The organism is Paramicrobacterium fandaimingii (assembly GCF_011751745.2).
GTDB classification, from domain to species: domain Bacteria; phylum Actinomycetota; class Actinomycetes; order Actinomycetales; family Microbacteriaceae; genus Paramicrobacterium; species Paramicrobacterium fandaimingii.
In genome coordinates, this window is record NZ_CP061170.1 from 659376 (window position 1) to 685670 (window position 26295).

Below are 26295 nucleotides of genomic sequence, written 5' to 3' on the forward strand. Positions count from 1 at the left end.
TATGCAACACTCTGTAGTTGGGACGCGCGAGAACCTCGACAAAGTTAGGGACTTCTTTCGTCGGAAGCATGTTAACGATCGTTGGGACTTGTTCTCCGATAACGTGTTGATCCGACATCCGTTCGGCGGCCGCGTGTCATCTCGCTCAGTATGGTACGGGAAGCATGAGGTTGGGTTACTGGAACGTATGATCCAGCACGAGTTTCGCTCGATCACGTATCACGATTTAGACATTCACGAATGTTCGGACGGTGCTAATTTTTGGGTTCTTGCGCGGACTCGAGAAGATTCTATTTCGTCGAACGGGAAGCCATACTATCAGCGCTTCGTTCATCATTTCACATTTGAGGAGGGGTTGATTGCCCGGTGGGATGAGTATTTTGATGCACTGGCACTGAGAAGTTTAAGGACCGGAGAGAAACCCGTAGAGTTCGGAAACCTGCGCGAATTGCGGCCTGAAGTTGAAACGGCTTCAGTGGGTTCCGAAGAATCGAGAGAGGAAAACCTGTCCGTTGTACGCCAATTCTTGGACGGGGATCCATATCATCCGGATACGCGGTTGCCGCATTGGGCACCTGACGCAATAAAGGAACTAGCTTGGACGCCGCCTTCTTGGCCAGTTACTTCTAGCTTCAGCGGTGAAGAATTGCTTGGCGAAACACGCAATGGGAGCGCGGTCTTCGGGAAGTGCATTCATCGGGATGTGGAGCTGTATCCAACTTTGGATCCATGTGTGTTCTTCGCGACGAGTCGCATGGATAACGCAGCTACGTTCAGAGGAGAGCTCTATCCTCAGTCATTTGTTCTCGTGTTGAGGGTCGAGCGCGGAAAGGTGAAGATCTTGCGCGAGTATTTTGATACTGCACTCATAGAGCGATGGGGTCCAACGCTGGATTAGTAGCCGAGGCGGCCCTAACTTACCCAGTCTCCCGTCTTGAGACGGGACACCACTTGAGCCGACTAGTTTAGCCTCGATCCGATGATGAACTCCAAATGAGGGGCAGATTTTGAGGGGCTCAGTCGCTGAGCAGATAGGACTCTTCTCCAACCCTCGGCTGCCTGGTCGCTGTTTGTCCCACGTTATATGGTAAACCGTTCTAGGTTCTGTGCCGTTTCTATACGGGGAGCGGCACAGAACCTAGAACGGTTCAGGTTCGGGAACATGCCCAGCAGATGCGTTCTCGCGTATCGGATCCACCGTGTCTCGGAATCGAAATGCAACAGATGCTGGGCCACGACCAGGCACAGCAGTTCCGCATCGCTCAACGCGCGACGTCGCCCCGGCCCGGATTGCTCCGACAAGCCGAGCCGGGGCAGCACGACATCATCGAGAAAGACGTAAAGTGTGGTCAGGAGAGTGTTTAGTTTGTTGTTCACACCAAAGACTTAACACTCTCCGCCAACGTTTAACAGCACCCAAGGGGACTATCCCATAAACGGTGTATCCGGCGTTTTCTTTTAGCAGTTTTCAGCGGCTGGAAATCGGTCGCTGAAGGTGATGGCGAATGGGTTGAAAGCAGGCTTCCAGCGCATCGTCCATCGGGTCCTGCCGGCACCGGTCGGATCGAGCGATCGGGTGACCAGTTACAAGCACTTTAGCGCGGCCTGCTCGGTGGGGAAAAGCCCACGGGCTTTAACCGCGCGCCGGTACCTGGCGTTGAGCGATTCGATGGCGTTGGTCGAGCAGATGAACTGGCGGATCTCCACGTCGTAGTCCAGGAACGGGATGAACTCTTCCCACGCGTTCTGCCAAAGCCTGATGATGGCGCCGTTTTTCTAGCCCCACCGTTCCGCGAGCTCCTCAACCGCCACGCGGGGAGCGGTGGCGTTCACGGCGGTATAGATGGGCTTCACGTCCCGTTTGAGCGCGTCCCAGTCCTTCTTCGAGGCCAGACGGAACGTGTTACGGATCAAGTGGGTAATACAGGTTTGAACCGTCGTCAGCGGCCAAACATTGGAGACTACCTCGGGCAGGCCTTTGGATCCGTTGCAGACGAGGAAAAGGTGTCCTTGACGCCGCGGTTCTTAATATCGGTCAGCACGTTCATCCAGAACTTCGCGCCCTCACCACCGGTGCCGGCCCAGAGCCCGAGGATATCTTTCTCCCCGGCCAGAGTGACGCCAATAGCGGCGTAGATCGGTCGGTTGGTGACTTGCCCGTCGCGGATCTTGACCACGATCGCATTGATGAAGATCGCGGCGTAGATCTGACGGTTTCTAACCATCGTTGCGAATCTCTTCTGAAGGGAGATTCTGATGGTGCGTTGGGCATGGAATAAGTCGTCTGGTGACGTGAAACGCCGATACTTTGAAATGATTAGGCAGGGTTCCAGCGGGTCAGCCGCGGCAGTGGCTGTCGGAGTGTCGTTGAGCTGCGGGTCGAAGTGGTTCGTTGACGCTGGAAGCGTGACATTCATCGACACGCCGATCAGTAGCCGTTATCTGAATCAGGACGACCGAATCGAGATCGCCGATGGTTTGGCGGCGAAGGAGCCGATAAAACAGATCGCTGCCCGTATCGGTAAGAGCTATCAGAGCGTGTATCGAGAGATCGCTCGCCATCGTCGACCAAACGGCCGGTATCAGCCGTGGCATGCGCATGGCCAAGCCTGGGAAGCGAGGCGGCGGGATCGTCCTCGTCGATTCGACGAGGACGAAGATCTGCGCGAGATCGTGGCCGAGAAGCTGAAGGAGAAGTGGTCGCCGCAGCAGATCAGCCGATGGCTGCGGCGCCGATGGCCGAAGCGCGAAACCTGGCATGTATGCGCTGAAACGATCTACGAGGGCATCTACCGGGGCCTGATCGTCGCGAGGGACGAAAGCGCCCTGCGCACGGGGCGTGTTTATCGTCATAAGCGGGGCCGGGGACGAACCCGTGATGGTGCGCTCAAGCAATGCACGAATATGAAGTCGATACATGACCGGCCGAAAACAGTCGAGAAGCGTCGCCAAGTGGGGCATTGGGAAGGCGACCTGATCGTCGGAAAAGGACAGCAATCCGCCATCGCCACGCTCGTCGAGCGAAAGACCCGACACACCATCCTCGTCCCGTTGGCATCAGGACACACGGCCACAAGAGTCGCCGAGGCCCTGACACGAGTATTCGCCGGGCTTCCGCGGAAGATTCGGCGCACCCTCACCTGGGATCAAGGCAACGAAATGTTCCAGCACGAGCGCGTGGAAACAGACACTGGAGTCCAGATCTACTTCGCCGATCCGCACTCTCCCTGGCAACGCGGCACGAACGAGAACACGAACGGGCTCCTACGGCAGTATTTCCCCAAGGGAACAGACCTTCACCAGTACACCGAGCAGCGGCTAAACGACGTCGCCGCAGAGCTCAACGCCAGACCCCGGCTCACCCTCAAAGACCGCACCCCAGCACAGCTCATGAGACGCTGGATAAAACAACCAATTCGCAACGATGGCTAGAAACCGTCTCTCGTCGAGGGGCCGGTTCTGCCAGGCGTTCATCTCCTCGATAACCTTGTCGGTGATCCGACTAATGGTCTCCCTCGAAACGGACGCTCCATAGATCTCGGTGAAGTGCGAGCTGATTTCCCCGGTCGTTAATCCCGTCGCGTAGAGCGAGAGGACCATCTCATCGACCCCGGTCAACCGGCACTGACTCTTCTTGACGATCTTCGGCTCGAAAGCGCCTTCTCTGTCCCGCGGAACAGTGATTTCCATCGGTCCGGTGGTCTCCGTCAACACGGTCTTACACCGGCTACCGTTCCGCGTGTTGCCGGCCTGTTTCGCCGCGGTGTCGTGCTTCTCGTGGCCGAGGTGCTCAGTCATTTCTTCATCGAGGGCAACCTCAACCACGGTATTCGTCAACTGCTTGAGCAGCTCATCAGGACCAGTCAGTGACAGGCCCTGCTCCTTGGCCATTCTGACTAACTCGCGGGCAGCCTCGGACTCGGACTTATAGCTCTTCTTCTCAATGGCTTCGGTGCTTTTCACAGCATCCAGTGTTGCCGTCATACCAGCTCCTACCCGCCAAGCTCGTCGCCCGGCATGTTGGGCCGGATACACCGTTATTTCCACAGTCCCCACCCAGAGACTGGGCCGCGAGGGCCGGGGAGAACACCACGACCGTCGTGAACCGGATCTTCGAGTCCGTCCCTGTCGACGAGCAGGGCCTCGGCCCTGCCCCGCCGGGCTCCGCATGACGCGCCGCTAGTCGACAGCACGGGTCGAAGCCGCGTCGGGTGTTGCTTTTGACCGTGTTCGGTCGCCGCGCTGCGCGCACCTACGACCCATCCTCGAAACGAAGCAGGACGACCCCGGCAACCACGACGCAGGAGGGACCCGATGAGCGGGCTCGATATGGAGACGAAGCGGAAGCTGCGGGAGAGAGGCGTCTCCTCGCTCGTCGACGCGCTTGAGATCCAGGACGACACCCTCACGCTCGGGATGGTGTTCGAGCAGCGACTCCAGCTCGCCGTCGACAACGCCCACGCCGCGTTCACCCAGTGGAAGGTCGATGGCCTGATCCGACGGGCTGGGCTGCGTTACCTGAACGCGGACCTCCACCGGGTCGACATGATCGAGCAACGAGGCCTGGACAGGGGCGTGATCGCGCAGCTCGGGACCTGCCAGTTCATCACCCGGCACATGAACGTCGTGTTCCAAGGCTTCACCGGTTCCGGAAAGTCCCATCTCGGATCGGCGCTGGCCAAGCAAGCGTGTTTGCACCGCTACCGGGCACACTACATCCGCATGCCCGACCTCGAAGAGACCGGGACCGCGGCGAAGGACACGCCTACGGGCAAGGAAAAGTGATTGCGGAAGTACTCCAGGTTCACGCTCCTCGTGATCGATGAATGGCTGCTCGACCCGCCCACCAACGACGTCAGATCCATGCTGCTCGAGCTCGTATAGCGCCGCTATTACGCCATCTCCACCGTGTTCTGCACTCAATACGCGAAGAAGGACTGGCACCAGTGCCTCGGCTCCGGAGCTCACGCCGATGCGATCATGGACCGTGTCGTCCACAACACCCTCTGGATCGAAACCGGCGACGTCAACATGCGCGAACACACCGCCACGACGAGCTGAGCCCAGCCGGTGAGCACCGCTCCTGGAGGGGGTGGTGCTCACCCGCAATATCGGCTGGTGCTCACACTCAATATCCGATGTTGCTGAAACTCTATACTCGATGGTGCCCAGAGGTTCGAATACTCAATCAAGCAAAACCTCTGCAATCCCCAACGTGCTTACTGGGCGGGGCATCAGGGCCTGAGCAGCCGCCGTCGCACGATGGATGTGTCCAATGTCACTGTGCGGTACGGCAGGTGGGGTTCGGCGAGACGGCTCAGGAGCAGCTCGACGGCAGTTCTTGCCATGCGCGAAATATCACTGTGCACGGTTGTGAGATTGTAGACGCGCCATTTCGCGCTTGAAATGTCGTCATACCCGACGAGCATCGTCTTATGCGATGCTCCGGATTCAAGGAGCGCGTCCGTCGCGCCGAAAGCAAGCACATCGTTCGCGCAGAAGATTGCCGTGGGAGAAACCCGTGACACGAGACGAGTCGCGGCGGAGTAGCCGACATCGAACGTGAACTCGCCTCGTTCCACGTGATCGTCGGGCATCCCAATTCCAGCACGACGCAATCCTTCTCGGAAGCCCGTGTCGCGCTCCTCGCCTGTGCTTGTGTCGTTCGGGCCCATGATCGCCGCTATCTGGGTATGTCCGAGCTCGGCGAGGAGCCGTGCAGCAGACTCGGCGCCGGCGAGGTTGTCGCTCACGCAGCGGTCGGCTTCGACCCCGGAGATCGCGCGATTCACGAAGACGAAGGGTATCCGGTGGCGGCGCAAGCCTGCCGCCACGTGAGACCCTTCACGCGCCGTCGCGAGGATCATCCCGTCGAACACACCTCGCGCCCAGCGATCGGGGTCGAATGGTTCGTCGGGCGAGTCGGGGATAAGGACGGGGCGGTATCCTGCGGCGAGAAGCGATTCCCTGATCGGCTCAACGAGCTCTGGGTAAAACGGGTTGGTGAGTTCTCCGCTGAGAATCCCTATGGATCCCGTACGGCGGGTGGAAAGAGCACGCCCAGCGTCGCTAGGCACGTAGGACAGCGATTCTGCCGCCTCGAGAACTCGCCGCCGCGTATCGGCAGAGATTCCAGGCGCGCCGCGAAGTGCCCGCGATACGGTCGACTGATTGACGCCCGCGAGCTGGGCGACATCGTGGCTCGTAACGTTCATTGAAGTCTCGTCTCTGTGGGTTGGATCCTGAGGCACAGATGCATGATTCGCGCTCCACGATATCAGCGACCCTTGACTTTCGCATACGTATGCCTGATTCTTTAATTATCACGTATCAAGGAGGAACAGTGGTCAAGTACATCAAGTCGCCGACATCGACGACAGACGACAACACGCAGCGTGCCGCAACTGTCCGTTCAACGGTCGAGGGCGTCATCGCCGATATCAAAGAGCGTGGTGACGAGGCAGTCCGCGAGTACTCGGAGAAGTTTGACTCGTGGACACCTGAGTCGTTCCGACTGAGCGACGAGAAGATCGCTGAGATCATCGCGACGGTTCCTCAGCAGGTTCTCGACGACATCCGCGAGGTGCAGCAGAATGTGCGCAACTTCGCACAGCACCAGCTTGAGTCACTGCACGATTTTGAAGTCGAGACACAGCCGGGTGTGTTCCTTGGTCAAAAGAACATCCCTGTCTCTGCTGTTGGAACGTATATTCCCGGGGGCCGGTATCCCCTGCTCGCGTCCGCTCACATGACCATCCTCACGGCCAAGGTCGCTGGCGTCCCGCGTGTGGCAGCTGCAACTCCGCCGATCCGCGGCGAAATTCCCGCGGCAACGGTTGCGGCAATGAGCCTGGCGGGCGCAGACGAGATCTATCTGCTCGGCGGGGTGCAGGCAATCGCAGCTCTTGGGCTCGGTACCGAAACGATCGGAAAGGTCGACCTGATCGCCGGGCCCGGCAACGCGTTCGTCGCCGAGGCCAAACGGCAACTGTTTGGCAGCATCGGGATCGATCTGCTCGCTGGCCCAACCGAGACGCTCATCGTTGCTGACGAGCAGGCCGATCCGTTCGTCGTCGCTGTTGATCTGTTGTCTCAAGCAGAGCACGGCCCCGACTCACCCGCTGTTCTCGTCACCAACTCTGAGGAGCTTGGGAACGCGGTATCGCAGCACATCGACGAGTTGTTGCCGGGGATGCCCACTCGCGACTTCGCAGAGGTTGCATGGCGTGATTACGGCCAGATCCTCGTTACGGACACAATTGACGAGGCGTATGAAGTGGCAGACTCGTTCGCCAGCGAACACGTGCAGATCCTGACCAGTAAACCGCGTGCGGCTCTCGAGGCGATGCACAACTTCGGTGCGCTGTTCCTCGGCGAAGGAACCGGTGTTTCGTACGGAGATAAGGTCATCGGCACGAACCACACGCTTCCCACGAAGGGGGCGGCGCGCTACACCGGAGGTCTCTGGGTGGGCAAGTTCCTGAAGACCGTTACCTATCAGGAAGTGACATCGACCGAGGCGAGCGCGAACCTGGGAGCGCTTCTCGGACGTGCCGCGCGCGCTGAATCGTTCGAGGGGCATGCCCGATCTGGAGACGTTCGCGTCGCGAAGTACACCGGCGCTCCGATTGACTGGATTCCGGAAGGCGCGCTGACGGCGTCCGCCGGTACTCTGTGACGATCGGTCTTGGCTAAAAGGAGAGCTGAACTATGACAACGGAACATCGTGAGATCACCTTCGAGTTGTTCCATGAGCTGTATAAGTCGTGTTCCAATTGGGGGCGGTGGGGCGAGGACGATCAGCGGGGAACGCTGAATCACATCACTCCCGACGTGATTCAGAATGCAGCGACGCTCGTACGCAGCGGTAAGGCAATATCTCTCCAGCTCCCGCTGGACGGCAACGGGCCCCAAACCGGTGCATTCGGTCGGGTCAACCCCGTGCACCAGATGGTTGCCACAGGAACAGACCACCTCGCTCACACCCAGACGTACAGCAGCGACCCGCTGGGGTGGGGGTTTGCCGATGACAGTCTGTTCCTGTTCCTTCAGGGGGGTACCCAGTGGGATGCGCTTGGCCACATTTTCCGTGACGGTGTGATGTACAACGGGTTCGGCGCTGAGGAAGTCACGGCCACGGGAGCCAAAAAGGGCGGTGTCGAGAACTTCCCCACCGTCGTGTCTCGAGGCGTCCTGCTCGATATCCCGCGGGTGAAAGGCCGTGACCATCTCGAGCCAGGGGAGGCGATTTACCCGGAGGATCTCGACGAGGCATGCGAGAAGCTCGGTGTGAGCGTGAAGCGCGGAGACGTCGTCTTGATTCGTACGGGCGATATGAAGGCGCGCAAAGATCTTCCCGAATGGGGTGGGTACTCGGCCGGAGACTCGCCTGGCCTTTCGCTCTCGTGCGCTCAGTGGATACACGACAAGAACATTGCCGCTCTTGCGACAGACACGTGGGGCGCCGAGGTGCGGCCCAACGAACTGCCCGATACCTTCCAACCGCTTCATCTGATCATGCTGGTGTCGATGGGTCTGCTCGTTGGTGAGATCTGGCAGCTTGATGACCTGGCGGACGACTGTGCCGCAGACGGAATATACGAGTTCATGTTCGTTGGTCCCCCGTTGCACGTACCGGGCGCCGTTGGGTCGCCACTGAATCCGCAGGCGATCAAATGATCTCGCCCGAGCACCCTCCTCTTCCCCCGGCCTCCCTGGCGGGCAAAGAAGCATATGTGACTGGCGGGGGAGGGGATATCGGCCGGGCCAGCGCCATTGCGCTGGCCCGCGCCGGGGCCCACGTGCACCTCATTGGCCGTACAGCCGAGCGACTTATGGATGCTGCCTCAGAAATCGACGCGTTCGGTGGTCGCGCTTCAACTCTTCAGCTTGATGTCACGGATGCCGCTGCCGTTGAAGAGACTTTCGGGGCAGCCTCTGTTGACGTGCTCGTCAACTCAGCGGGGACCAATATCCCGCAGCTGCTCGATGATGTGCGCCCTGCAGACTTCGATGCGCTGTTCGATGTGAACGTCAAAGCATCATTCTTTGTCACCCAGCAGGCTGTCCGCGCCATGCGCCGCGAGCATCGGTCGGGGTCAGTGATCATGATCTCATCGCAGATGGGGCATGTGGGCGGCCCGAAGCGGGCACTTTACTGCGGAACAAAATGGGCCATTGAAGGAATGACCCGCGCCCTTGCTCTTGAGCTGGCGCCCGAGGGAATCCGCGTGAACACTGTCGCCCCCACCTTCGTTGAGACCGAGATGACCCGCGCGTACCTCGAAGACCCCGAGTTCAAAGACTTTGTCTTAGGCAGCATCCCGATGGGAATGATGGCGCGGCCGGACGACGTCGCCGGAGCCGTGAGATTCCTCGCCGAGGACGCCTCTCGGATGATCACGGGGACATCAATTCGAGTCGACGGCGGGTGGACGGCGCAATAGAGCGCGCTCGGTAACGACGTCGCATGCAGCATCCGTGTGCGCGGATCGCTCGAGATCCGAGCATCGACGCGGGCAGCGACGAGATGGGGGATGCTCGGCTTGGAGATGCCTGCGTCGTCGCGTACACTTATGCAAGGTAGTTGGAGTCTGCCAAGCTTTTCTGTGCCTAATTCAGCATCCGGCTGGGTGCATTTGGTTCAGTGGTGCTGTGCAGATTTCACCCCTAGAGTAGGTGCAACCCCACTCATAGGGCGGTGGCTCAATTGGTAGAGCAGCGGTCTCCAAAACCGCAGGTTGCAGGTTCGAGTCCTGTCCGCCCTGCGCGTCGGTGCGTGAGTACCGACACACGAAAGGTGTAACACGTTGGCCCGTAAAGTAATCGACACCCCAAGCGAGGATGTCGTCGCTGCAGCGAAGAAAGACCGCGCTGCAAAGCGTGGACCCTTCGCCGGGATCATTTTGTTCCTGAAACAGGTCATCAACGAACTCAAAAAGGTCGTCACCCCGACGAAGAAAGAGCTGTGGAGTTACACAGGCGTCGTGCTGGTCTTCGTGATCTTCATGATGGCGCTTGTGTTCGGGCTCGACCAGCTCTTCAGCTGGCTCGTCATCCTGACCTTCGGAAGCCCCGGGGTCTGATCGGGTCACCTCACACGGCGCCTGTTTCCGAATAGCGGGGCGGCGCCGGACGATAAGAAATGGAATGAATTCAGTGTCAGAGAGAAACCGAGACGACGTCGACTGGGCAACCGCGGCTGAGCAGTCGTCTGAGGTCGACGAGGCCCAGGAGGGCAACGTCCTCGCCGGTAACGAGCACGCCGTTGAGCCTGCCGAGAACCGTGCGCTGCACGTCGAAGAAGGAGACGTCGAGGGTTCGCTCGACGCTGCGCTCGATGCTCTCGGACAGACGCCGGAATCCAGCGATGAAGCGACGCCTGAGGCCGAGTCGGCCGACGACGAGGCCGAGAAAGAGGTCGACCCGTATCAGGAGTTCCGCACCGAGCTGCGTATGATGCCCGGCAAGTGGTACGTCATTCACTCCTACGCCGGCTTCGAGCGTCGAGTGAAGGCGAACATCGAGCAGCGCAAGGGAACGCTCGAGGTAGAGGACTACATCTACCAGGTTGAGGTTCCCATGGAAGACGTGGTGGAGATCAAGAACGGCCAGCGCAAGATGGTCACCCGCGTTCGTGTTCCCGGCTATGTGCTCGTTCGCATGGAGCTCAACGAAGACAGCTGGTCCGTCGTTCGCCACACGCCTGGCGTCACAGGATTCGTTGGTAACGCACACAACCCGGTTCCGCTGCGGTTCGAAGAGTCGTTCAACATGCTCAAGAGCCTCGTCGAGATCAAAGAGACTGCTCCGGCCAAGTCCGGCGGCGGCTCTGGCGGTGGAAAGGCGCCCTCGCGCTCGATTCCCGCAGAGATCGACTTCGAGGTCGGCGAGACCATCACGATCAAGGAAGGCTCGTTCGCGGGCCTGCCAGGCACGATCAGCGAGATCAAGCCTGAGAGTGGCAAGCTCACCGTGCTCGTCTCGCTCTTCGAGCGCGAGACCCCGGTCGAGCTCAGCTTCGATCAGGTGACAAAGCTTTAGTACCTCGGTCGAGCCGCAAGGCGTCGACCGGATTACCGCGGCCCGGCCAGGGTCGTCGGGAGAGCATCCGCCATATCCGGCGGAGTTCGATTACCAGAAGAAGGAAGAAACATGGCACCGAAGAAGAAGGTTACTGGTCTGATCAAGCTTCAGATCAACGCCGGCGCCGCCAACCCCGCCCCGCCTATCGGCCCGGCGCTTGGTCAGCACGGCGTCAACATCATGGAGTTCTGCAAGGCGTACAACGCAGCGACTGAGTCGCAGCGCGGAAACGTCGTTCCGGTCGAGATCACCGTCTACGAGGACCGCTCGTTCACGTTCATCCTCAAGACCCCGCCGGCAGCTGAGCTCATCAAGAAGGCAGCGGGAGTCAAGAAGGGCTCCGGAGTTCCCCACACCACCAAGGTCGGAAAGCTGACCCAGGACCAGGTGAAAGAGATCGCCGAGCAGAAGATGGCCGACCTCAATGCGAACGACGTCGATGCCGCGAAGAAGATCATCGCCGGCACAGCTCGTTCCATGGGCATCACCGTCGAGTAACACTCGTTCCCCAGACATCAGTGGCAGCGCCGGCCAGGCGCAGATGACCACGTTCTCAACAGGAGAAAAAATGGCACAGAAGTCAAAGGCCTACAGGGCCGCAGCCGACAAGATTGAGGCTGGAAAGCACTACACACCAGATGAGGCAGTTGCGCTCGCCAAGGAGACCGGCTCGTCGAAGTTCAACTCGACGGTCGAGGTGGCCCTGAAGCTCAGCGTCGACCCCCGCAAGGCCGACCAGATGGTTCGCGGTACCGTCATTCTTCCTCACGGTACGGGTAAGACTGCTCGCGTCATCGTGTTCGCGACCGGTGCAGCAGCTGAGGCTGCCATCGAGGCGGGCGCTGACGAGGTCGGTGGCGACGAGCTCATCGAGAAGGTAGCCGAGGGCTACACCGATTTCGACACCGCTGTGTCGACGCCGGAGCTCATGGGCAAGGTCGGCCGTCTCGGAAAGGTGCTTGGTCCTCGTGGCCTCATGCCGAACCCGAAGACCGGCACCGTAACCCCGAACGTTGCGCAGGCGGTCAATGACATCAAGGGCGGAAAGATCGCCTTCCGTGTCGACAAGCACGCCAACATTCACTTTGTCGTCGGAAAGGCCAGCTTCTCGGCTGAGCAGCTTTCAGAGAACATCAACACCGCTCTCGAAGAGGTCGTGCGGCTCAGGCCGACGAGCTCAAAGGGCCGCTACATTCAGAAGGGTGCCGTTTCGACAACGTTCGGCCCCGGAATCCCGCTTGACGTCAACGTGTTCTGATCCCGTCTGACGAGAGAGTGCCCCTGCTGTGAGAAACGGCAGGGGCACTTTCTGTTGGGGCCCACCATGGTCGCCAACGCCGATCGCCGGTAAGCTACGGAGCGTGACCGCAGTTCGGCAGGCGACCGCGAATGACGCGAATGCGGTTTCGGCACTGGCTGTCGAGACCTTCGGACTTGCGTGCCCGCCCGACATGCCGCGAGCCGATATCGAGAGCTTCGCGAACGAGAACTTGTCGCCGGAACGATTCACGGCATATCTGACGGATCCGACGCACATCGTGCTGGTTGCTGAGACAGACGAGCTTCTTGCGGGGTACACGCTGCTCATTGACCGCCCGCCGAGCGACCCGCACGTCGACGAAGCCGTCACCGCGCGCCCTGCCGTGGAACTCAACAAGGTGTACGTTCGCGCGAGCGCACACGGCACGGGTGCAGCGGGCACGCTGATGCGCAGCACGGCCGAAATGGCTCTCGCGCATGGTGCTCGGGGCGTCTGGCTCGGCGTCAACCAACTCAACGCACGGGCCGTGCGCTTCTACGAGAAGTCAGGCTTCACCGTGGTCGGTAACCGCCGCTTCAAGGTCGGCGAACGATGGTGCGACGATTTCGTCATGCAGTGCGTGCTGCGCGACTGACCCGGTCAGACGGAGAGCACGACCTTGCCGCGCGTGTGGCCCGTCTCGACGGCAGCGTGAGCTTCTGCGGCATCCGCGAGATCGAACGTCTTGTCGATGTGCACGCGCACCTCACCCTGATCGATGAGACGCGTGATCTTCGTGAGCACGTCGCCGCTCGGCGTGAGGGTGAACCGCGTTGCGGTGACTCCTGCAGCGTCCGCTTCGTCCTGCATGGTGGGGAAGGAGCCGGTCGGAACGCTCACGAAGAGCCCTCCCTGCGAGAGGACGTGCAGGGACCGTGATCCAGTGGCGTCCGCGGCGTTGCCGATGAGATCGATCACGACATCGACCTCCGACACCTCATTCTCGAAGCGTGCGGCCGTATAGTCGATCACCGTCGAAGCCCCGAGCGACCTCACGAACTCGACATTGCGTGTGGATGCCGTGGAGATGACCTCGGCGCCGAAGAAGCGGGCGAACTGCACGGCGAACTGGCCGACGCCCCCCGCACCGGCGTGAATGAGAATGCGCTGCCCATAATGCGCGCGGGCGACATCGACGATGGCGCCCCACGCCGTCAGCGCAGCGAGAGGAACGGACGCAGCCTCGACGTGGGAGAGCGTGTGAGGTTTCGGCGCGACGCAGAGCGTCGGCGCCGAGACGTACTCGGCATGGCTGCCGGAGTACCGGGGGAGCCTCGTCATGCCGTACACCTCGGTCCCCGCACTGAGGGGGTGTGCCTCGTACGGCGAACGCGCGACGGTGCCGCTGAAGTCGTGGCCGAGGGTGGCGGGGTAGCTGAGAGCAGCGGCCGTCGGGCTCGCTCCCGACCGAATCTTCGTGTCGATGGGATTGACGCTGGCCGCGGCGACCTTCACGAGAATCTCGCCGATGTAGGTGGGCGGGACAGGAACCGTCGCGGTGCGAAGAACGTTGACCGCGCCCGGTTGATCGGCGACGATCGCGGTCATGGAATCGGGGACAGATGCGTTCTCGGTCATACCCGAAGTCTGCCACAGACGCGCGGTGTCAGGCCGGTCGCGACGTGCGGCGATGCAGTTCGTCGATGAGCTGGTCCGCGAGCGTGATGAGGCGCGAGATCTGCGTCTCGTCACGGTCAACCCACTGACAGAGCGGCTCCTCGCCGATGGGCACGAAATTGTCGTGCTGCTCCCAGACGACGAGCGTGCGCTCTGCGCCGAGCACGTACTGCTGCCACCACACCTGGCGGAGGTAATTGCGGGGAATCGACCGCCAGGCTTTCGTCGTTGTCTTGATCTCGGCGAGTATGACGCGTTGGTCAGGGGTCGAGACGACGCCGTCTGGAGTGGCGAGATGACGGTGCTCGATCTCGGCGCGGAACAGCGCAGACGACGGCTCGATGCCGTGGGTCGCTGCGACCCACGCGGCAATCTCGGGTTCGCGGCGTCGGCCGTGATCGGTGTAGACGTTGCCCGTGAACCCGGTGCCGTGCAGTTTCGCATCGGCAGCCACCTGGATCGAGTGCGGCGTCGAAAGCTTGGCGACATCGGTTGCGGTGATGCCGCGTGAGCGTGCACGAAGCCAGCCGACGCGGTCGCTTGAATCGGCGATGATGCGGCTGGCGAGACGAGAATGCACTCACCCATTCTCTCCCCGACAGGTGGATGCTGCTGACACCCTGCCGCGCGTCGTGTTTTCGCTGCCGTTACAGCAGCTCTGCCCGCAGCTGCGACGGCGCCTTGGGTGAGAGCAGTCCAGGGGGAACATCGAGAACGGTGATGGCGCCGAACTGCTTCCGTTGACTCATGCGGTGAACGGCCCGGGAATAGGCGACGAGCACGCTCGCTGTGAACTCGGGATTGCTCTCGAGGGCGAGACTGTACTCGATGACCTGGGAGTGCCCCTCGCCCGTGCTTCCACTGCGCAGGACGAAGCCGCCGTGCGGCATCGTCGAGTGATCGCGAGCCAGCTCGTCGGCTGTGATGAACGTGACAGTGGTTTCATACTCGGCGAAATAGTGCGGCATTGTGACGATCTCTTGCCGCACAGTCTCCGCACTTGCGCCGTCTTCCAAGACAACAAAGCACTCGCGTGTGTGTTTCTGACGCGTCGTCAGCGTGGGACGCACCCCGCTGCGCACCGCGTCGACGGCGTCGCGCGACGGCAGCGTGTACTGCACGGCATCGGCCACCCCCGGCACGCGGCGCACCGCATCGGAATGCCCCTGGCTGAGCCCGCGACCCCAGAACGTGTACGTGTCTCCGTCTGGCAACAGCGCTTCACCGAAGAGCCGGTTGAGTGAGAACACGCCTGGGTCCCAACCCGTGGAGATCAGCGCGGTCTTCTGCGCGTGCGTTGCTGCCGCATCCACCGACGCGAAGTACTCCGGAATGCGCGCGTGTGTGTCGAAGCTGTCGACCGTGTTGAACCGCCCAGCGAGCTCCGGGCCCTGCGCGGGCAGATCGGATTTGGACCCTCCGCAGAGAATGAGCACGTCGATGGCGCTCTCGTGATCGGACAGCGCGTCGATGGCGAAGACCGACGTCGCCTGATCGACGGGCGCGATGCTGGCCGGCGGCCGTCTCGTGAAGATTCCGACGAGGCTCATGTCGTCGTTCTTCGCGATCGCCGCCTCGACGCCGCGACCGAGATTGCCGTAGCCGGCGATTCCGATGCGTATGGGCTTTGACGCTGGGGTGGGTTGCGCGGTCGGTGCTGTGTCGTTCACGTTTCTCCGTCATCGGCTGAGGTTCACAGGGCTTCGAGTCTCTTCAGGCTACGTCAGCTTCGGTGCGGCTGCTTTTCGAACCAGCCTCGTTCAGGGTTTGAGACCGTCGGCATCGCGTTGGGCGCTGCGAGAGCCGGCTCTGCCGCCCAGCGCACGCCGTTGGCGAGAACGCGCCGCACCTGCGGGTGGAAGTACACGGGGTACTCCTGGTCGCCAGGGCTGAAGTAGAAGATGCGACCGCGGCCTCTCGTGAAGGTGACGCCCGAGCGGAACACCTCGCCTCCGCTGAATGAACTGATGAAGACCACGTCATCTGGCGTCGGGATGTCGAAAGGCTCACCGTACATCTCTTGTTTGTCGATGATGATGGGGTGATCGACGCCCTCGGCGATTGGGTGGCGACCCGCGGCGGTCCACACGAGTTCTCGTTCGCCGTCGTTGCGCCAGGCGAGCGAGCAGGTCGTGCCGAGCAGGCGGGTGAAGATCTTCGAGAAGTGACCGGAATGCAGCACCAGAAGCCCCATGCCGCCGAGCACTCGCTGTCTCACGCGCTCAACGACCTCGTCAGACACCTCGTCGTGAGCGATGTGTCCCCACCACAGCAGCACATCCGTCTGCTCGAGCACGTCGGCGCTGAGGCCGTGCTCTGGGTCAGACAAGACGGCAGTCTGCACGGTGACCGCCGACCCGAGCAGCTCGGCGAGCCCGGAGGCGATGGCGCCGTGAATGCCGTCAGGGTAGATCTCTGCGATCTCGGACTGGGTGCGTTCGTGCACGCCCTCGTTCCACACGAGTACTTTGATCGTGCTCATTCATCTGCTCCTTTCGTGTTGGCTGTGCGGGGGGTCGTCGGAACGTCGAATGACGACTTCTGCGCTCGTCGCTGCGGATTCATAACAGGCGTCGATCACGCGGGCGCGTTCCCGCCCGATGCGCCCGTCGTGTTCAGCCCAGCTCTCCGGGTCTCGCACATGCTCGAGGAATCGCTCGACGACGGCGACGTGAGCGCGGCCGGGGTCGGCGGTGACGACCCGATCGTCGACTCCGTCGTCATTGTCGCGATAGATGGTCAGCTGACCGGAGGGGCTGTAGTCGATCACGCGAAGGTCGGCACCCCCCTCGGTTCCATAGAGCGTGATGCCGAACTCATCGCCTGCTTCACGATAGGCCGCCCAGCTGGTCTCCAGAATCAGCGAGCCGCCGCCCTCGAGGCGGAGCAGCGCCGATGCGAGGTCTTCGACCTCGAATGCCGATCCGGTGTTCTGCTTGGAGTCCGGGGCGCCGCCGCGACCGCGCGGCCCGAGTTCGGCATGCGTCACGGCAGAGACGGCGAGGACGCGCGGCTCTCCGAAGAGGTGGAGCGAGTAATCGAGTACGTGCACGCCGAGGTCGACAAGCGGGCCGCCTCCGGCCATGTTGCGGTTCGTGAACCAGCTGCCGAGCGAGGGAATTCCCGATCGCCGCATCCACGTGGCGCGACCGTGGTAGGGCCGCCCGATGAGGCCGTCGTCGACAGCATCCTTCAACGCCTCGATGTCGCCGCGGCGACGGTGGTTGAAAGCGATCTCGAGCACGCGCCCTGCCCGCTGCGCTGCCTCGACCATCGTCTGGGCTTCGGTCGCGTCGCGTGCGATCGGCTTCTCGCAGAGCACGTGAATGCCCGCATCGAGAGCGGCGACCGTGATGGGTGCGTGCAGGAAGGTGGGGACCGCGACGCTGACGGCATCGAGATCGCCGCTCCCGATGAGGTCTTGCCAATCGTGATACCGCCGCGTCACACCGAACCGTTCGCCGAGCTCGGCGAGTGCGTCGTCTTCCTGCCCGGCGATGGCAACGAGCTGCACGTCGTCACTGTCGTGATAGGCATTCATGTGCTGTTGGCCGGCCCAGCCGAGGCCGACAACTCCGACCCGCATCGGGGCGGCAGAAACGTGGCTCATCGTTCACTTCTTTCTGATGGTGTTGGTAGCTGGAGGGCAGCGTCGAAATTCTCTGGCGCGAGAACGCTGTTGATCACCATAATCGCCGCGCCGAGAACGCCGGCGGATTCGCCGCCGCGTGAGGTGACGATCGCAAGATCTTGGGTGGCGAGGGGGATCGAGCGACGGTAGACGACTTCGCGAACTCCCGCGATCAGGTGCTCGCCCGCCCGCGCGATGCTGCCACCGACAACGATCACCGAGGGGTTGAGCAGGTTGACGACGCCCGCGAGCACCTCGCCGACATCGCGCCCGGCCTGCCGCACTGCCTCGAACGCCTGACCGTCGCGTGCTCGCACAGCATCGATCACATCGGAGCTTGTCGTGCCGCCGAGCTTCGCCGCGATGGCCGGGCCGCCCGCGACGTCTTCAAGGTCGGGGGAGCCCTGAGCCTCCGCGTGGGGGAGGCGGAGGTGGCCGAGATCGCCGGCTGAACCGCGGGCGCCGCGCTGCAGCTTTCCGCCCATGATGATTCCGGCGCCGATTCCCGTTGCCACCTTAACGAAGATGAGTTCGTCGGAATCGGGCCACGACATGGCGTGCTCGCCCAGCGCGAGAATGTTGACGTCGTTGTCGACGAGCACAGCGACGGGAATTCGGCTTCGCACGAAGCCGGGCACGTCGAAGCGGTCCCAGCCCGGCATGATCGGAGGGTTCACGGGCAGCCCAGTTGAGTGCTCGACGGGGCCGGGAAGGCCGACGCCGACACCGAGCAGATCGGCGACGTCGCGATCGATCGAGCGCAGCAGCGTGAGTGCCTCTGTCGTGGCCCACTCAAGCACGGGTTCTGGCCCGTCGGTGACGTGAAGCCGGGAGGAGCTCTCGGCGAGGATGCTGCCGGCGAGATCGGCCACGGCGACGATGCCGTGGGTCGCGCCAATGTCGATTCCGATCACGAGGCGGGATGCCGGTGCGAAGGCGATGCGAGAGGGAGGCCGCCCGCCAGACGACGTCGCTTCGCCCGCCGGCTCGACGAGTCCTCGCGCGAGCAGCGCGTCGACGCGAGCGGAGACGGTTGAGCGCGACAGTCCGGTGAGGGCGGCGATCTCGGCCTTCGTGCGCGGAACGCGATCGCGCAGTATCTGCAGCAGGTCACCTGTCGACGTGGCTCTCGGCGCCGTGTGTCCTGAGACGTTCACCATGTTTTGAGTAAACCATACGTCTCTACTGGCGACGAATATTCAACTTCTGCTTGACAGTAATCAAAAGTAGTCATTAAATAGAGGCCACAGGCACAACCGCCACCGCTCAGCGAGGAGAACCGTGACTACGTCCGCAATATCAGTGCAGCTCTACACCGTGCGAGAAGCGATCACCGAGGATCTGCCCGGCACGCTCCGCCGCCTTGCTGACGCCGGCTTCGACACGGTCGAGCCGTTCGCCTTCACGAAATTTCCCGACCTCGCCGATGCCCTCGCGTCGACGAAGCTCGCCGCGCCGACGACCCATCAGGGGTTCATCGCGGACGGCAGCATTGCCGAGGTGGCCCGCGCCGCGGCATCCATCGGCATGTCAACGGTGATCGATCCGTTCGTCGGCCCCGATAACTGGACAAGCGCGGAAGGCGTTGCCGAGACCGCGCGTCGTCTCAACGAGGCGGCTCAGGTCGCCGCGGAGCACGGCATCACTGTCGGCTACCACAACCATGCGCACGAGATCGAGAGCACCATCGAGGCCGTCACAGCGCTTGAGTACTTTGCCGGGCTTCTCGACCCCGCCGTTGTGCTCGAGGTCGACACGTACTGGGTTGCCGTCGGCGGTGCAGACCCCGTTGAACTGCTCGGTCGCCTCGGTGATCGCGTTGTCGCGATTCACGTGAAAGACGGACCCGGAACTGCCGAGACGAAGGACCAGGTGGCGGTGGGCAGCGGCTCGCTCGACATTCCCGCAATTCTCGCAGCGGCTCCGAACGCGATGCGCGTGATCGAGCTTGACGACTCGCGCGGGGACCGCTTCGAGGCTGTCGTCGACAGCCTCGCGTATCTGACCTCGCTCGAGAGCGGAGCCAGCGCGTGAGCCGCGTCGGAGTCGGCGTCATCGGCGCCGGAACAATCAGCACCCAGTACCTCGAGAATCTCACGACGTTCCCCGATCTCGATGTGCGGTTCGTCGCCGACATCGACACCGACCGTGCCGCATCGCAAGCGCAGACCTTCGGCATTGCGGCATCCGGAACCGTGGACGAGCTGCTCGCAGACGACCAGATCGAGATCGTCGTGAACCTCACGATCCCCGTCGTGCACGTCGAGGTGGCGCTGCAGGCGCTCGCCGCGGGCAAGCACGTGTGGAGCGAGAAGCCGTTTGCCCTCGACCGGGAGTCGGGAAAGAGACTGCTCGAGGCGGCACATGCCGCAGGCAAGCGGGTAGCCACGGCGCCCGACACGATTCTCGGATCGGGCATCCAATCGTCTCGGCGGCTTCTCGATTCGGGTGCAATCGGAACCCCACTCACGGCACTCACGCTCATGCAGAGCCCCGGGCCCGAGTCGTGGCACCCGAACCCGGACTTTCTCTTTCAGGAGGGGGCAGGGCCGCTCTTCGACATCGGTCCGTATTACATCACAACCCTCGTGCAGCTGTTCGGCCCGATTTCGCGCGTCACGGCGACGGCGTCGAAGGCGCGCGAAACGCGCGTGATCGGCTCGGGCCCGCGCGCGGGCGAGAGCTTCGAGGTGACCGTGCCCACCCACGTCGCCGCCATGTACGAGTTTGCGAGCGGGCAGACGGCCCAGAGCATCTTCAGCTTCGACTCGAAGCTCGGCCGCACCCAGTTTGAGGTGGCCGGCGTCGACGGGACTCTCGTCGTGCCCGACCCCAATACGTTCGAGGGCGACCTGATCGTTCACCGCGGAGGCGACGACATCGAGACGATCGCGTCGACGGGAACGACGACCTCGCGCGGCACGGGCGTCGCGGAGCTCGCTCAGGCGATTCGCGAAGACCGGCCTGAACGCGCGTCGGGAGAGCAGGCGTTCCACGTGCTCGACGTGATGGTTTCGACGATCGAGTCGGCGCAGTCGCACACGGCCATCGAGATCCAGAGCACTGTCGAGCTGCAGCCCGCCCTTCCGGAAGGATGGGACCCGCGCCAGGCAGTGATCTCCCGATGAGCGCCGCCCTGCGCGTGGGGATCGTGGGCGGCGGCTTCATGGCCGCCGTGCACTCCCGCGCGGCGCGAAGCGCTGGAGCGACGCTCGCCGGTGTCGTCGCATCGTCGCCCGAGCGTTCGCAGCAGGTGGCAGGCGAGCTGGGCATCGAGCGCGGCTTCGAGTCACTCGAGGAGCTCGTCGACAACGTCGATGTCGTGCACGTCTGCACGCCGAACGCGCTGCACGCGCCTCAGGCTCTCGCGGTGCTCGAAGCCGGCCTTCCCGTGGTGTGCGAGAAGCCTCTTGCGACGACGGTTGCCGATGCCGAGCAGCTCGTGCAGGCGGCATCCGGGCTGACCGCCGCCGTTCCCTTCGTCTACCGCTTCCATCCGCTCGTGCGCCACGCGCGCTCCCGCATCGCCTCGGGCGCGGCGGGCCGGGTGCTGAGCATTCGCGGGTCATACCTGCAGGACTGGATGCTCGAGAGCTCAGACGACAATTGGCGCGTGGATGCCGCGGCGGGCGGCCGCTCTCGGGCATTCGCCGACATCGGCTCGCACCTCATCGATCTGATCGAGTTCGTCACAGGAGACCGCGTGACGCGCATAGCGTCGACGGCACGCACCTTCTTCGACGACCGTGCGCAGCACCAGGCGATCACAACGGAAGACGCCGCCGCCGTCGTTCTCGAGACCGCGGGCGGAGCGATCGGCACGCTGCTGGTCTCGCAGACTGCCCCGGGGCGCAAGAACGCCCTCACGCTCGAGATCGCGGGCAGCGCCGAGAGCCTCGGCTTCGAGCAGGAGCATCCCGAAACCCTGTGGGTCGGCAAGCGCTCGGGAAGCCTCATCGTTCCGCGTGATGCCGACCAGTTGAGCCCGGATGCCGCGCGGCTCTGCACGGTGCCCGCCGGCCACCCGCAGGGCTACCAAGACGCCTTCAACGCCTTTGTGGGCGATGTCTACGCCGCTGTCGGCGGCGCGTCGCCCGAGGGGCTGCCGCGGTTCGACGACGGGCTGCGCGCCGTGCGCCTGACGGACGCCGTCATGACGGCATCCGAGACGGCCCGCTGGGTCGACGTGCCGGCGGTCACATGATGAACGCACCGACACATTGTGCGCGGCTGCGGACATGGTGCAGTGTTCTGCCGATGCACAATGTCCGCACCTGCATGTTTCGACTCCCGCACGGTGCAGCTGCGGGCCATACGCACAGAGGAGACACACAATGACCAACGAATCGACGCACCCGGTCACGCTGTTCACCGGGCAATGGGCAGACATGCCGTTCGAGGAGGTGGCGTGGCACGCAGCCGAGTGGGGCTACGACGGGCTTGAGATCGCGGCATCCGGTGACCACCTTGACCTCGAGCGCGCCGATCAGGACGACGCGTACCTCAAGAGCCGCCTCGAGATTCTCGATCGCCACGGGCTCACCGTTCACGCGATCTCGAACCATCTCACGGGGCAGGCCGTGTGCGACGACCCGATCGACTTTCGCCACAAGGCGATTGTGCGGCCGTCAACGTGGGGAGATGGCGACCCCGAGGGCGTGCGGCAACGCGCAGCCGAAGACATGAAGCGGTCGGCCCGCGTCGCCCGAAAGCTCGGCGTGAACGTGGTCGTCGGATTCACCGGATCGAAGATCTGGCCGTACGTTGCGCAGTTTCCTCCCGTTCCCGCAAGCGTCATCGACGAGGGGTACGAAGATTTCGCTGCGCGGTGGAACCCGATTCTCGACGTGTTCGACGCCGAGGGTGTGAAATTCGCCCATGAGGTGCACCCGTCAGAGATTGCGTACGACTACTGGACGAGCGTGCGCACCCTCGAGGCGATTGATCACCGCGAGGCGTTCGGCTTCAACTGGGACCCGAGCCACATGATGTGGCAGCAGATCGACCCCGTTGGATTCATCTGGGAGTTTCGCGACCGCATCTACCACGTGGACTGCAAAGACACGCGCATGCGCCCGGTGCAGGGCCGCGCGGGTGTGCTCGGGTCACACCTGCCGTGGGGCGATCCGCGTCGCGGCTGGGACTTCGTGTCGACGGGACACGGCGATGTGCCGTGGGAAGATGCCTTCCGTGCACTGACAGCGATCGGCTACGACGGCCCCATCTCGATCGAGTGGGAGGATGCCGGTATGGACCGGCTGCACGGCGCGAAGGAAGCCGTTGGGTACATTCGTTCTCTGCTGTGGAAGCAGCCCGAGACGTCGTTCGACGCGGCGTTCAGCAACCAGTAGCCTCTCTCGCGCGTGACGGTAGGCCCCGTTCGGGGTCTACCGCGCGTGCAGCCGCCACCATAGCCTTGGCGCATGCGTGCGCGCGAAGGAGCCGTCCGCGCGGCGATAGCACTCACCCTTATGGCTGCGCTCGGCTTCGAGTTCGTGCGCACGGCACATCTGCTGGGTGTGAGTCCCCTCGATCACCTCGTCGACTACACAAGCTACTTCACGACAATGTCGAACAGCCTGGCCGCGGTGACGTTCGGCATCGGAAGCGTCATTGCTGTGCGCTCCGACAGCGATCCTGAATGGTACGGGCAGCTTGTGATCGCGGCAGTCGCGTACACAATGACCACCTGCACCGTTTACAACATCTCGCTGCGCGCGGTCTCGACAGCTCCAGACAGCTGGGCAAACGAGGTTCTCCACGTTGTCGGACCGTTGAGCATCGCTCTCGCGTGGGTCGTGGGGCAGCACCGACGCGTGGTGCCCTGGCGCAGCATCCGGAATATCATGGGCGTTCCTGTCGCCTGGCTCGGCTACACGATGCTGCGCGGCGAGGCAGTCGGGTGGTATCCGTACGACTTTCTCGACCCTGCTCAGAGTGGAGGGCTGGTCTCTGTGGCCGGCTGTGTGAGCGTGGCGACCGCTCTGATCATCGCGTTCGCCCTGTCGGCAATCGCCGCCTCACGCATGCGTGCCTCACGCAGCGTCACTGTGCATCGCAAGGGCGGTGAGAAGCTGATCGGTACGCGGTGCGCCTTGAGCGCGGAACACCTCGCGACCGCTGGGCGAGTGAATCAGCAGCGTCGGCGTCGCGTCGATGCCGTCGGCCTCAGCTTGCGCTTCGTTCGCAACGACATCCCTCTCGGTCGCGGTCACCCACGGAACGAGGCTCTGAACATCGGCCACGGCCCGCCGAGCCGCCGCGCAGGGCGCACAAAACGCAGAGGTATACAGCACGATCTCCATGCTGGCCTCAACGTTCGCCGCGGTGCTCGTGTTCCCGTTCGGCCATTGTCTCGTTGAGCTTTCCCAAAAGATCGCGCAGACGCCGGATCTCGTCGATCTCCCAGAGAGACAGGCGCGCTCGCAACACCGACCGATTGTCTTCCGCAACGGAGTCGAGCGCGACGTGTGCTTTCTCCGTGAGACGCACGAGTTGAGCTCGTCTGTCTGCGGGATCGGGGACGCGGGTGATGAGCTCGAGATCTTCGAGCTGTCGCACAACGCGGCTGACGGCACCCTTGTCCGAAAGGAGCCTCTCGGCGAGCACCCCCTGCTGCAGGGTTTCGTCACGGTTCAACTCACGGAGAATCTTGAAGCCGAAGACCGTCAGCTCAGGATGCACCGTCTCTGCGCGCCGAATCATCACACGACGTATCTGCGTGTACATCGTGCCGAACGCCTGCTCGACGTCGCCGATCGCGGCGTCGTGGTCGGATTCCGTGCTCTCGTGCTTGTCCGCCATGGCCAACATCCTAGCGATGGTCCTTTCGGTCTCCATCCTCAGGGTTCACGATCTCAAGCTGCCCGGTGCGCGGCTCGGCGGCGACAGCGGCCTCGGCAAGCTGAGCGATCTCTTCGCCTGCTTCGTCTGTCGGAGTCTCGGCCAGACGCTCGTGGTTCGTCTTGTCGTTGAGTGGCAGGTTGGGCAGGAATGCGACAGCCAAGATCGTAATGATCGCCAGGGGAGCGGCGACGAGGAAGATATCGGCCACAGCGTGCCCGTAGACGGATTCGATGATCACGCGAACGTTCTCGGGAAGCTCCTTCATCGCGGGAAGCTGACCGCCCGCTAGTTGGTCGGCGACGGCGGCACCCTTCTCGCCGAGCGCCATGATGGCAGCCATCAAATCGTCTTTTCGGTCAGCGAGAAGGCTCGTTGCCTGCGAACCGAGCACAGCGCCAAGGGCCGAGATGCCGACAGTGCCGCCGAGGCTGCGGAAGAAGGCTATGCCAGAACTGGCGACGCCGAGTTCTGACGGATCGACGGCGTTCTGCACGACAAGAACCAAGTTCTGCATGATCATGCCGACGCCAGCGCCGAGCAGCACCATATAGAAAGACACGAGCACAAAGTTTGTGTCATACCGAATCGTGCTCATCAGAACCATGCCGATGGTGAGGGAGATGGAGCCTGCGACCATGTACCGCTTCCACCTGCCCGTGCGTGTAATGATCATGCCGACGACCGTGGACGAAATCAGCATCCCGCCGATCATCGGGATCGTCATGAGGCCGGACTCTGTCGCTGTCGCGCCGCGGGCAAGCTGCATGTACTGGCTGAGGAATACCGATGTGCCGAACATGGCGACGCCGACGGAGATGCTTCCGACCACGGCAAGCGTGAACGTGCGGTTCTTGAAGAGTTTGAGAGGGATGATCGGATTGGCTGCCCTGAACTCGACGACCAAGAATGCCGCGATGATCGCAAGCGACCCGCCAACCATGATCACGGTCTGTGTGCTCCACCAGTCGAACTCGCTGCCCGCGAGGCTCACCCAGATGAGCAGAAGCGAGACGCCACCGGCCAGCAGCACGGTGCCCAGATAGTCGATGCTGACGCGCGCCTTGGGACGGTGAGGGAGGTGGAGGGTCTTCTGAAGCAGAATGATCGCGATGATTGCGAAGGGAACGCCGACGAAGAAGTTCCAGCGCCAATCGATGCCGTCGGTCAGGAAACCGCCGACGAGCGGGCCACCGATCGTGCCGACTCCCATCACCGCGCCGAACAGCCCCATGTACTTTCCGCGTTCGCGGGGGCTGAGTATGTCGGCCATGATGATCTGGCTGAGTGAGGTGAGCCCCCCAGCGCCGAGACCCTGGAAGACACGGCAGGTGATCAGTGTCGCCGGGTCCTGCGAGAAACCAGCGGCCGCCGATGCCGACACGAAGATGACCAGAGCGATCTGAATGAGCAGCTTGCGGTTTGTGATGTCGGAGAGCTTGCCCCAGATGGGCGTCGACACGGTTGTCGCGAGCAGGGTCGCTGTCACGACCCAGGTGAAGGAAGCCTGGGTGCCGCCCAGGTCGGCGATGATCACCGGGAGTGAGCTGCTCACGACGGTTCCGGAGAGAATCGCCACGAACATGCCGGTGAGCAGGCCGGAGAGAGCCTGCAGCTTGTCACGGTGTGTCATATTTGCCGGCGGGGCGGCTGGGGATACGGCGGTGGAAGAAGTTGTCACGCGGGGGAGCTCCAGAGAATAAGATCGTTGTATTCGTCAACAATAGATTTATAGTTGACCATGAGCAACTAATTTTCCTCCCGGAGCCCATACTCACGGCGAGCTCCCAGGAGGCTGCTCCGAAGGGAACGTGAGGCA

24 protein-coding genes, 1 tRNA gene and 4 pseudogenes are annotated in these 26295 nt (G+C 62.6%); 17 read left to right on the forward strand and 12 right to left on the reverse strand.

Translation table 11 applies throughout. The features are described 5' to 3' along the window. The first annotated feature begins 187 nt into the window (after positions 1–187). Entirely contained in the window at positions 188–898 is a 711-nt protein-coding gene (locus tag HCR84_RS03220) for a nuclear transport factor 2-like protein (protein ID WP_244972557.1), read from the forward strand. A gap of 251 nt (positions 899–1149) precedes the next feature. On the opposite strand, the pseudogene HCR84_RS17595 reads toward HCR84_RS03220, so the two are convergent. Beyond that, positions 1150–1377: pseudogene (locus tag HCR84_RS17595) on the reverse strand (IS982 family transposase); the annotation flags it as partial. Positions 1378–1458: 81 nt separating this feature from the next. Then, positions 1459–2207: pseudogene (locus HCR84_RS03225) on the reverse strand (IS256 family transposase); the annotation flags it as partial. Between the two features lie 199 nt (positions 2208–2406). On the opposite strand from HCR84_RS03225, the gene HCR84_RS03230 reads away from it, so the two are divergent. After that, on the forward strand, positions 2407–3432 hold the full coding sequence (locus tag HCR84_RS03230; protein WP_218043567.1) for an IS30 family transposase: 1026 nt from the start codon (positions 2407–2409) through the stop codon (positions 3430–3432). 9 nt (positions 3433–3441) lie between these two features. On the opposite strand, the pseudogene HCR84_RS03235 reads toward HCR84_RS03230, so the two are convergent. Next, positions 3442–3984, reverse strand: a pseudogene (locus tag HCR84_RS03235) (transposase); the annotation flags it as partial. 330 nt (positions 3985–4314) lie between these two features. Here HCR84_RS03235 and HCR84_RS03240 point away from each other — a divergent pair. Continuing rightward, positions 4315–5061, forward strand: a pseudogene (locus HCR84_RS03240) (ATP-binding protein). A gap of 173 nt (positions 5062–5234) precedes the next feature. On the opposite strand, the gene HCR84_RS03245 reads toward HCR84_RS03240, so the two are convergent. Next, on the reverse strand, positions 5235–6215 hold the full coding sequence (locus tag HCR84_RS03245) for a LacI family DNA-binding transcriptional regulator (RefSeq protein WP_166984360.1): 981 nt from the start codon (positions 6213–6215) through the stop codon (positions 5235–5237). Positions 6216–6343: 128 nt separating this feature from the next. On the opposite strand from HCR84_RS03245, the gene hisD reads away from it, so the two are divergent. The 9 genes from hisD to HCR84_RS03290 all read left to right on the forward strand — a co-directional run bounded on the left by hisD (position 6344) and on the right by HCR84_RS03290 (position 12980). Continuing rightward, positions 6344–7678, forward strand: coding sequence for a histidinol dehydrogenase (gene hisD, locus HCR84_RS03250; RefSeq protein WP_244972558.1), 1335 nt, complete (start codon positions 6344–6346; stop codon positions 7676–7678). 32 nt (positions 7679–7710) lie between these two features. Continuing rightward, the gene (locus HCR84_RS03255; protein ID WP_166984362.1) at positions 7711–8679 is read left to right on the forward strand and encodes a cyclase family protein; all 969 of its coding nucleotides are present in this window, start codon (positions 7711–7713) and stop codon (positions 8677–8679) included. A 56-nt stretch (positions 8680–8735) separates the two neighbouring features. Further along, positions 8736–9446 (forward strand): SDR family NAD(P)-dependent oxidoreductase, encoded by a 711-nt coding sequence (locus tag HCR84_RS03260; protein WP_218043612.1) that lies wholly within the window; start codon positions 8736–8738, stop codon positions 9444–9446. 248 nt (positions 9447–9694) lie between these two features. After that, positions 9695–9767: transfer RNA gene (locus tag HCR84_RS03265), tRNA-Trp, on the forward strand. A gap of 42 nt (positions 9768–9809) precedes the next feature. Then, positions 9810–10085 (forward strand): preprotein translocase subunit SecE, encoded by a 276-nt coding sequence (secE, locus tag HCR84_RS03270; protein WP_166984364.1) that lies wholly within the window; start codon positions 9810–9812, stop codon positions 10083–10085. Positions 10086–10158: 73 nt separating this feature from the next. Then, entirely contained in the window at positions 10159–11043 is an 885-nt protein-coding gene (gene nusG / locus HCR84_RS03275; RefSeq protein WP_166984365.1) for a transcription termination/antitermination protein NusG, read from the forward strand. Between the two features lie 111 nt (positions 11044–11154). Continuing rightward, complete coding sequence (gene rplK, locus HCR84_RS03280; RefSeq protein WP_166984366.1) at positions 11155–11583, forward strand: 50S ribosomal protein L11; 429 nt, start codon at positions 11155–11157, stop codon at positions 11581–11583. A 70-nt stretch (positions 11584–11653) separates the two neighbouring features. Then, complete coding sequence (gene rplA, locus HCR84_RS03285; RefSeq protein ID WP_166984367.1) at positions 11654–12343, forward strand: 50S ribosomal protein L1; 690 nt, start codon at positions 11654–11656, stop codon at positions 12341–12343. Between the two features lie 103 nt (positions 12344–12446). Then, positions 12447–12980, forward strand: coding sequence for a GNAT family N-acetyltransferase (locus HCR84_RS03290; RefSeq protein ID WP_235940921.1), 534 nt, complete (start codon positions 12447–12449; stop codon positions 12978–12980). Between the two features lie 5 nt (positions 12981–12985). On the opposite strand, the gene HCR84_RS03295 is transcribed toward HCR84_RS03290, so the two are convergent. The 6 genes from HCR84_RS03295 to HCR84_RS03320 form a co-directional block, all read right to left on the reverse strand. Beyond that, positions 12986–13963, reverse strand: coding sequence for an NADP-dependent oxidoreductase (locus tag HCR84_RS03295; RefSeq protein ID WP_244972559.1), 978 nt, complete (start codon positions 13961–13963; stop codon positions 12986–12988). Positions 13964–13991: 28 nt separating this feature from the next. Further along, complete coding sequence (locus HCR84_RS03300) at positions 13992–14582, reverse strand: YqaJ viral recombinase family protein (RefSeq protein ID WP_166984368.1); 591 nt, start codon at positions 14580–14582, stop codon at positions 13992–13994. A 67-nt stretch (positions 14583–14649) separates the two neighbouring features. Continuing rightward, a complete protein-coding gene (locus tag HCR84_RS03305; RefSeq protein ID WP_195706681.1) occupies positions 14650–15672 on the reverse strand; it encodes a diaminopimelate dehydrogenase in 1023 nt (340 codons plus the stop codon). Between the two features lie 53 nt (positions 15673–15725). Then, a complete protein-coding gene (locus HCR84_RS03310; protein WP_166984369.1) occupies positions 15726–16484 on the reverse strand; it encodes a ThuA domain-containing protein in 759 nt (252 codons plus the stop codon). Then, the gene (locus HCR84_RS03315; protein ID WP_166984370.1) at positions 16485–17612 is read right to left on the reverse strand and encodes a Gfo/Idh/MocA family protein; all 1128 of its coding nucleotides are present in this window, start codon (positions 17610–17612) and stop codon (positions 16485–16487) included. Further along, positions 17609–18793: an ROK family transcriptional regulator gene (locus tag HCR84_RS03320; RefSeq protein ID WP_166984371.1), complete on the reverse strand. Its 1185-nt coding sequence runs from the start codon at positions 18791–18793 to the stop codon at positions 17609–17611. Before HCR84_RS03320 ends, HCR84_RS03315 begins: the two co-directional genes overlap by 4 nt. A gap of 121 nt (positions 18794–18914) precedes the next feature. Between HCR84_RS03320 and HCR84_RS03325 the strand changes: the two genes are divergently transcribed. The 5 genes from HCR84_RS03325 to HCR84_RS03345 all read left to right on the forward strand — a co-directional run bounded on the left by HCR84_RS03325 (position 18915) and on the right by HCR84_RS03345 (position 23995). Beyond that, entirely contained in the window at positions 18915–19667 is a 753-nt protein-coding gene (locus HCR84_RS03325) for a sugar phosphate isomerase/epimerase family protein (protein WP_235940923.1), read from the forward strand. Then, complete coding sequence (locus HCR84_RS03330; protein WP_166984372.1) at positions 19664–20761, forward strand: Gfo/Idh/MocA family protein; 1098 nt, start codon at positions 19664–19666, stop codon at positions 20759–20761. Before HCR84_RS03325 ends, HCR84_RS03330 begins: the two co-directional genes overlap by 4 nt. Further along, a complete protein-coding gene (locus tag HCR84_RS03335; protein ID WP_166984373.1) occupies positions 20758–21837 on the forward strand; it encodes a Gfo/Idh/MocA family protein in 1080 nt (359 codons plus the stop codon). The genes HCR84_RS03330 and HCR84_RS03335 overlap by 4 nt, the downstream gene beginning before the upstream one ends. A gap of 130 nt (positions 21838–21967) precedes the next feature. Beyond that, positions 21968–22984, forward strand: a complete 1017-nt coding sequence (locus tag HCR84_RS03340) for a sugar phosphate isomerase/epimerase family protein (protein ID WP_166984374.1) — start codon at positions 21968–21970, stop codon at positions 22982–22984. Positions 22985–23056: 72 nt separating this feature from the next. Beyond that, positions 23057–23995, forward strand: coding sequence for a Pr6Pr family membrane protein (locus tag HCR84_RS03345; protein WP_166984375.1), 939 nt, complete (start codon positions 23057–23059; stop codon positions 23993–23995). On the opposite strand, the gene HCR84_RS03350 is transcribed toward HCR84_RS03345, so the two are convergent. Both HCR84_RS03350 and HCR84_RS03355 read right to left on the reverse strand, forming a co-directional pair. Continuing rightward, positions 23946–24437 (reverse strand): MarR family winged helix-turn-helix transcriptional regulator, encoded by a 492-nt coding sequence (locus tag HCR84_RS03350; RefSeq protein WP_166984376.1) that lies wholly within the window; start codon positions 24435–24437, stop codon positions 23946–23948. The two genes, HCR84_RS03345 and HCR84_RS03350, sit on opposite strands and share 50 nt — an antisense overlap. Before the next feature lie 10 nt (positions 24438–24447). After that, on the reverse strand, positions 24448–26109 hold the full coding sequence (locus HCR84_RS03355; protein WP_166984377.1) for an MDR family MFS transporter: 1662 nt from the start codon (positions 26107–26109) through the stop codon (positions 24448–24450). Positions 26110–26295: the final 186 nt, after the last annotated feature.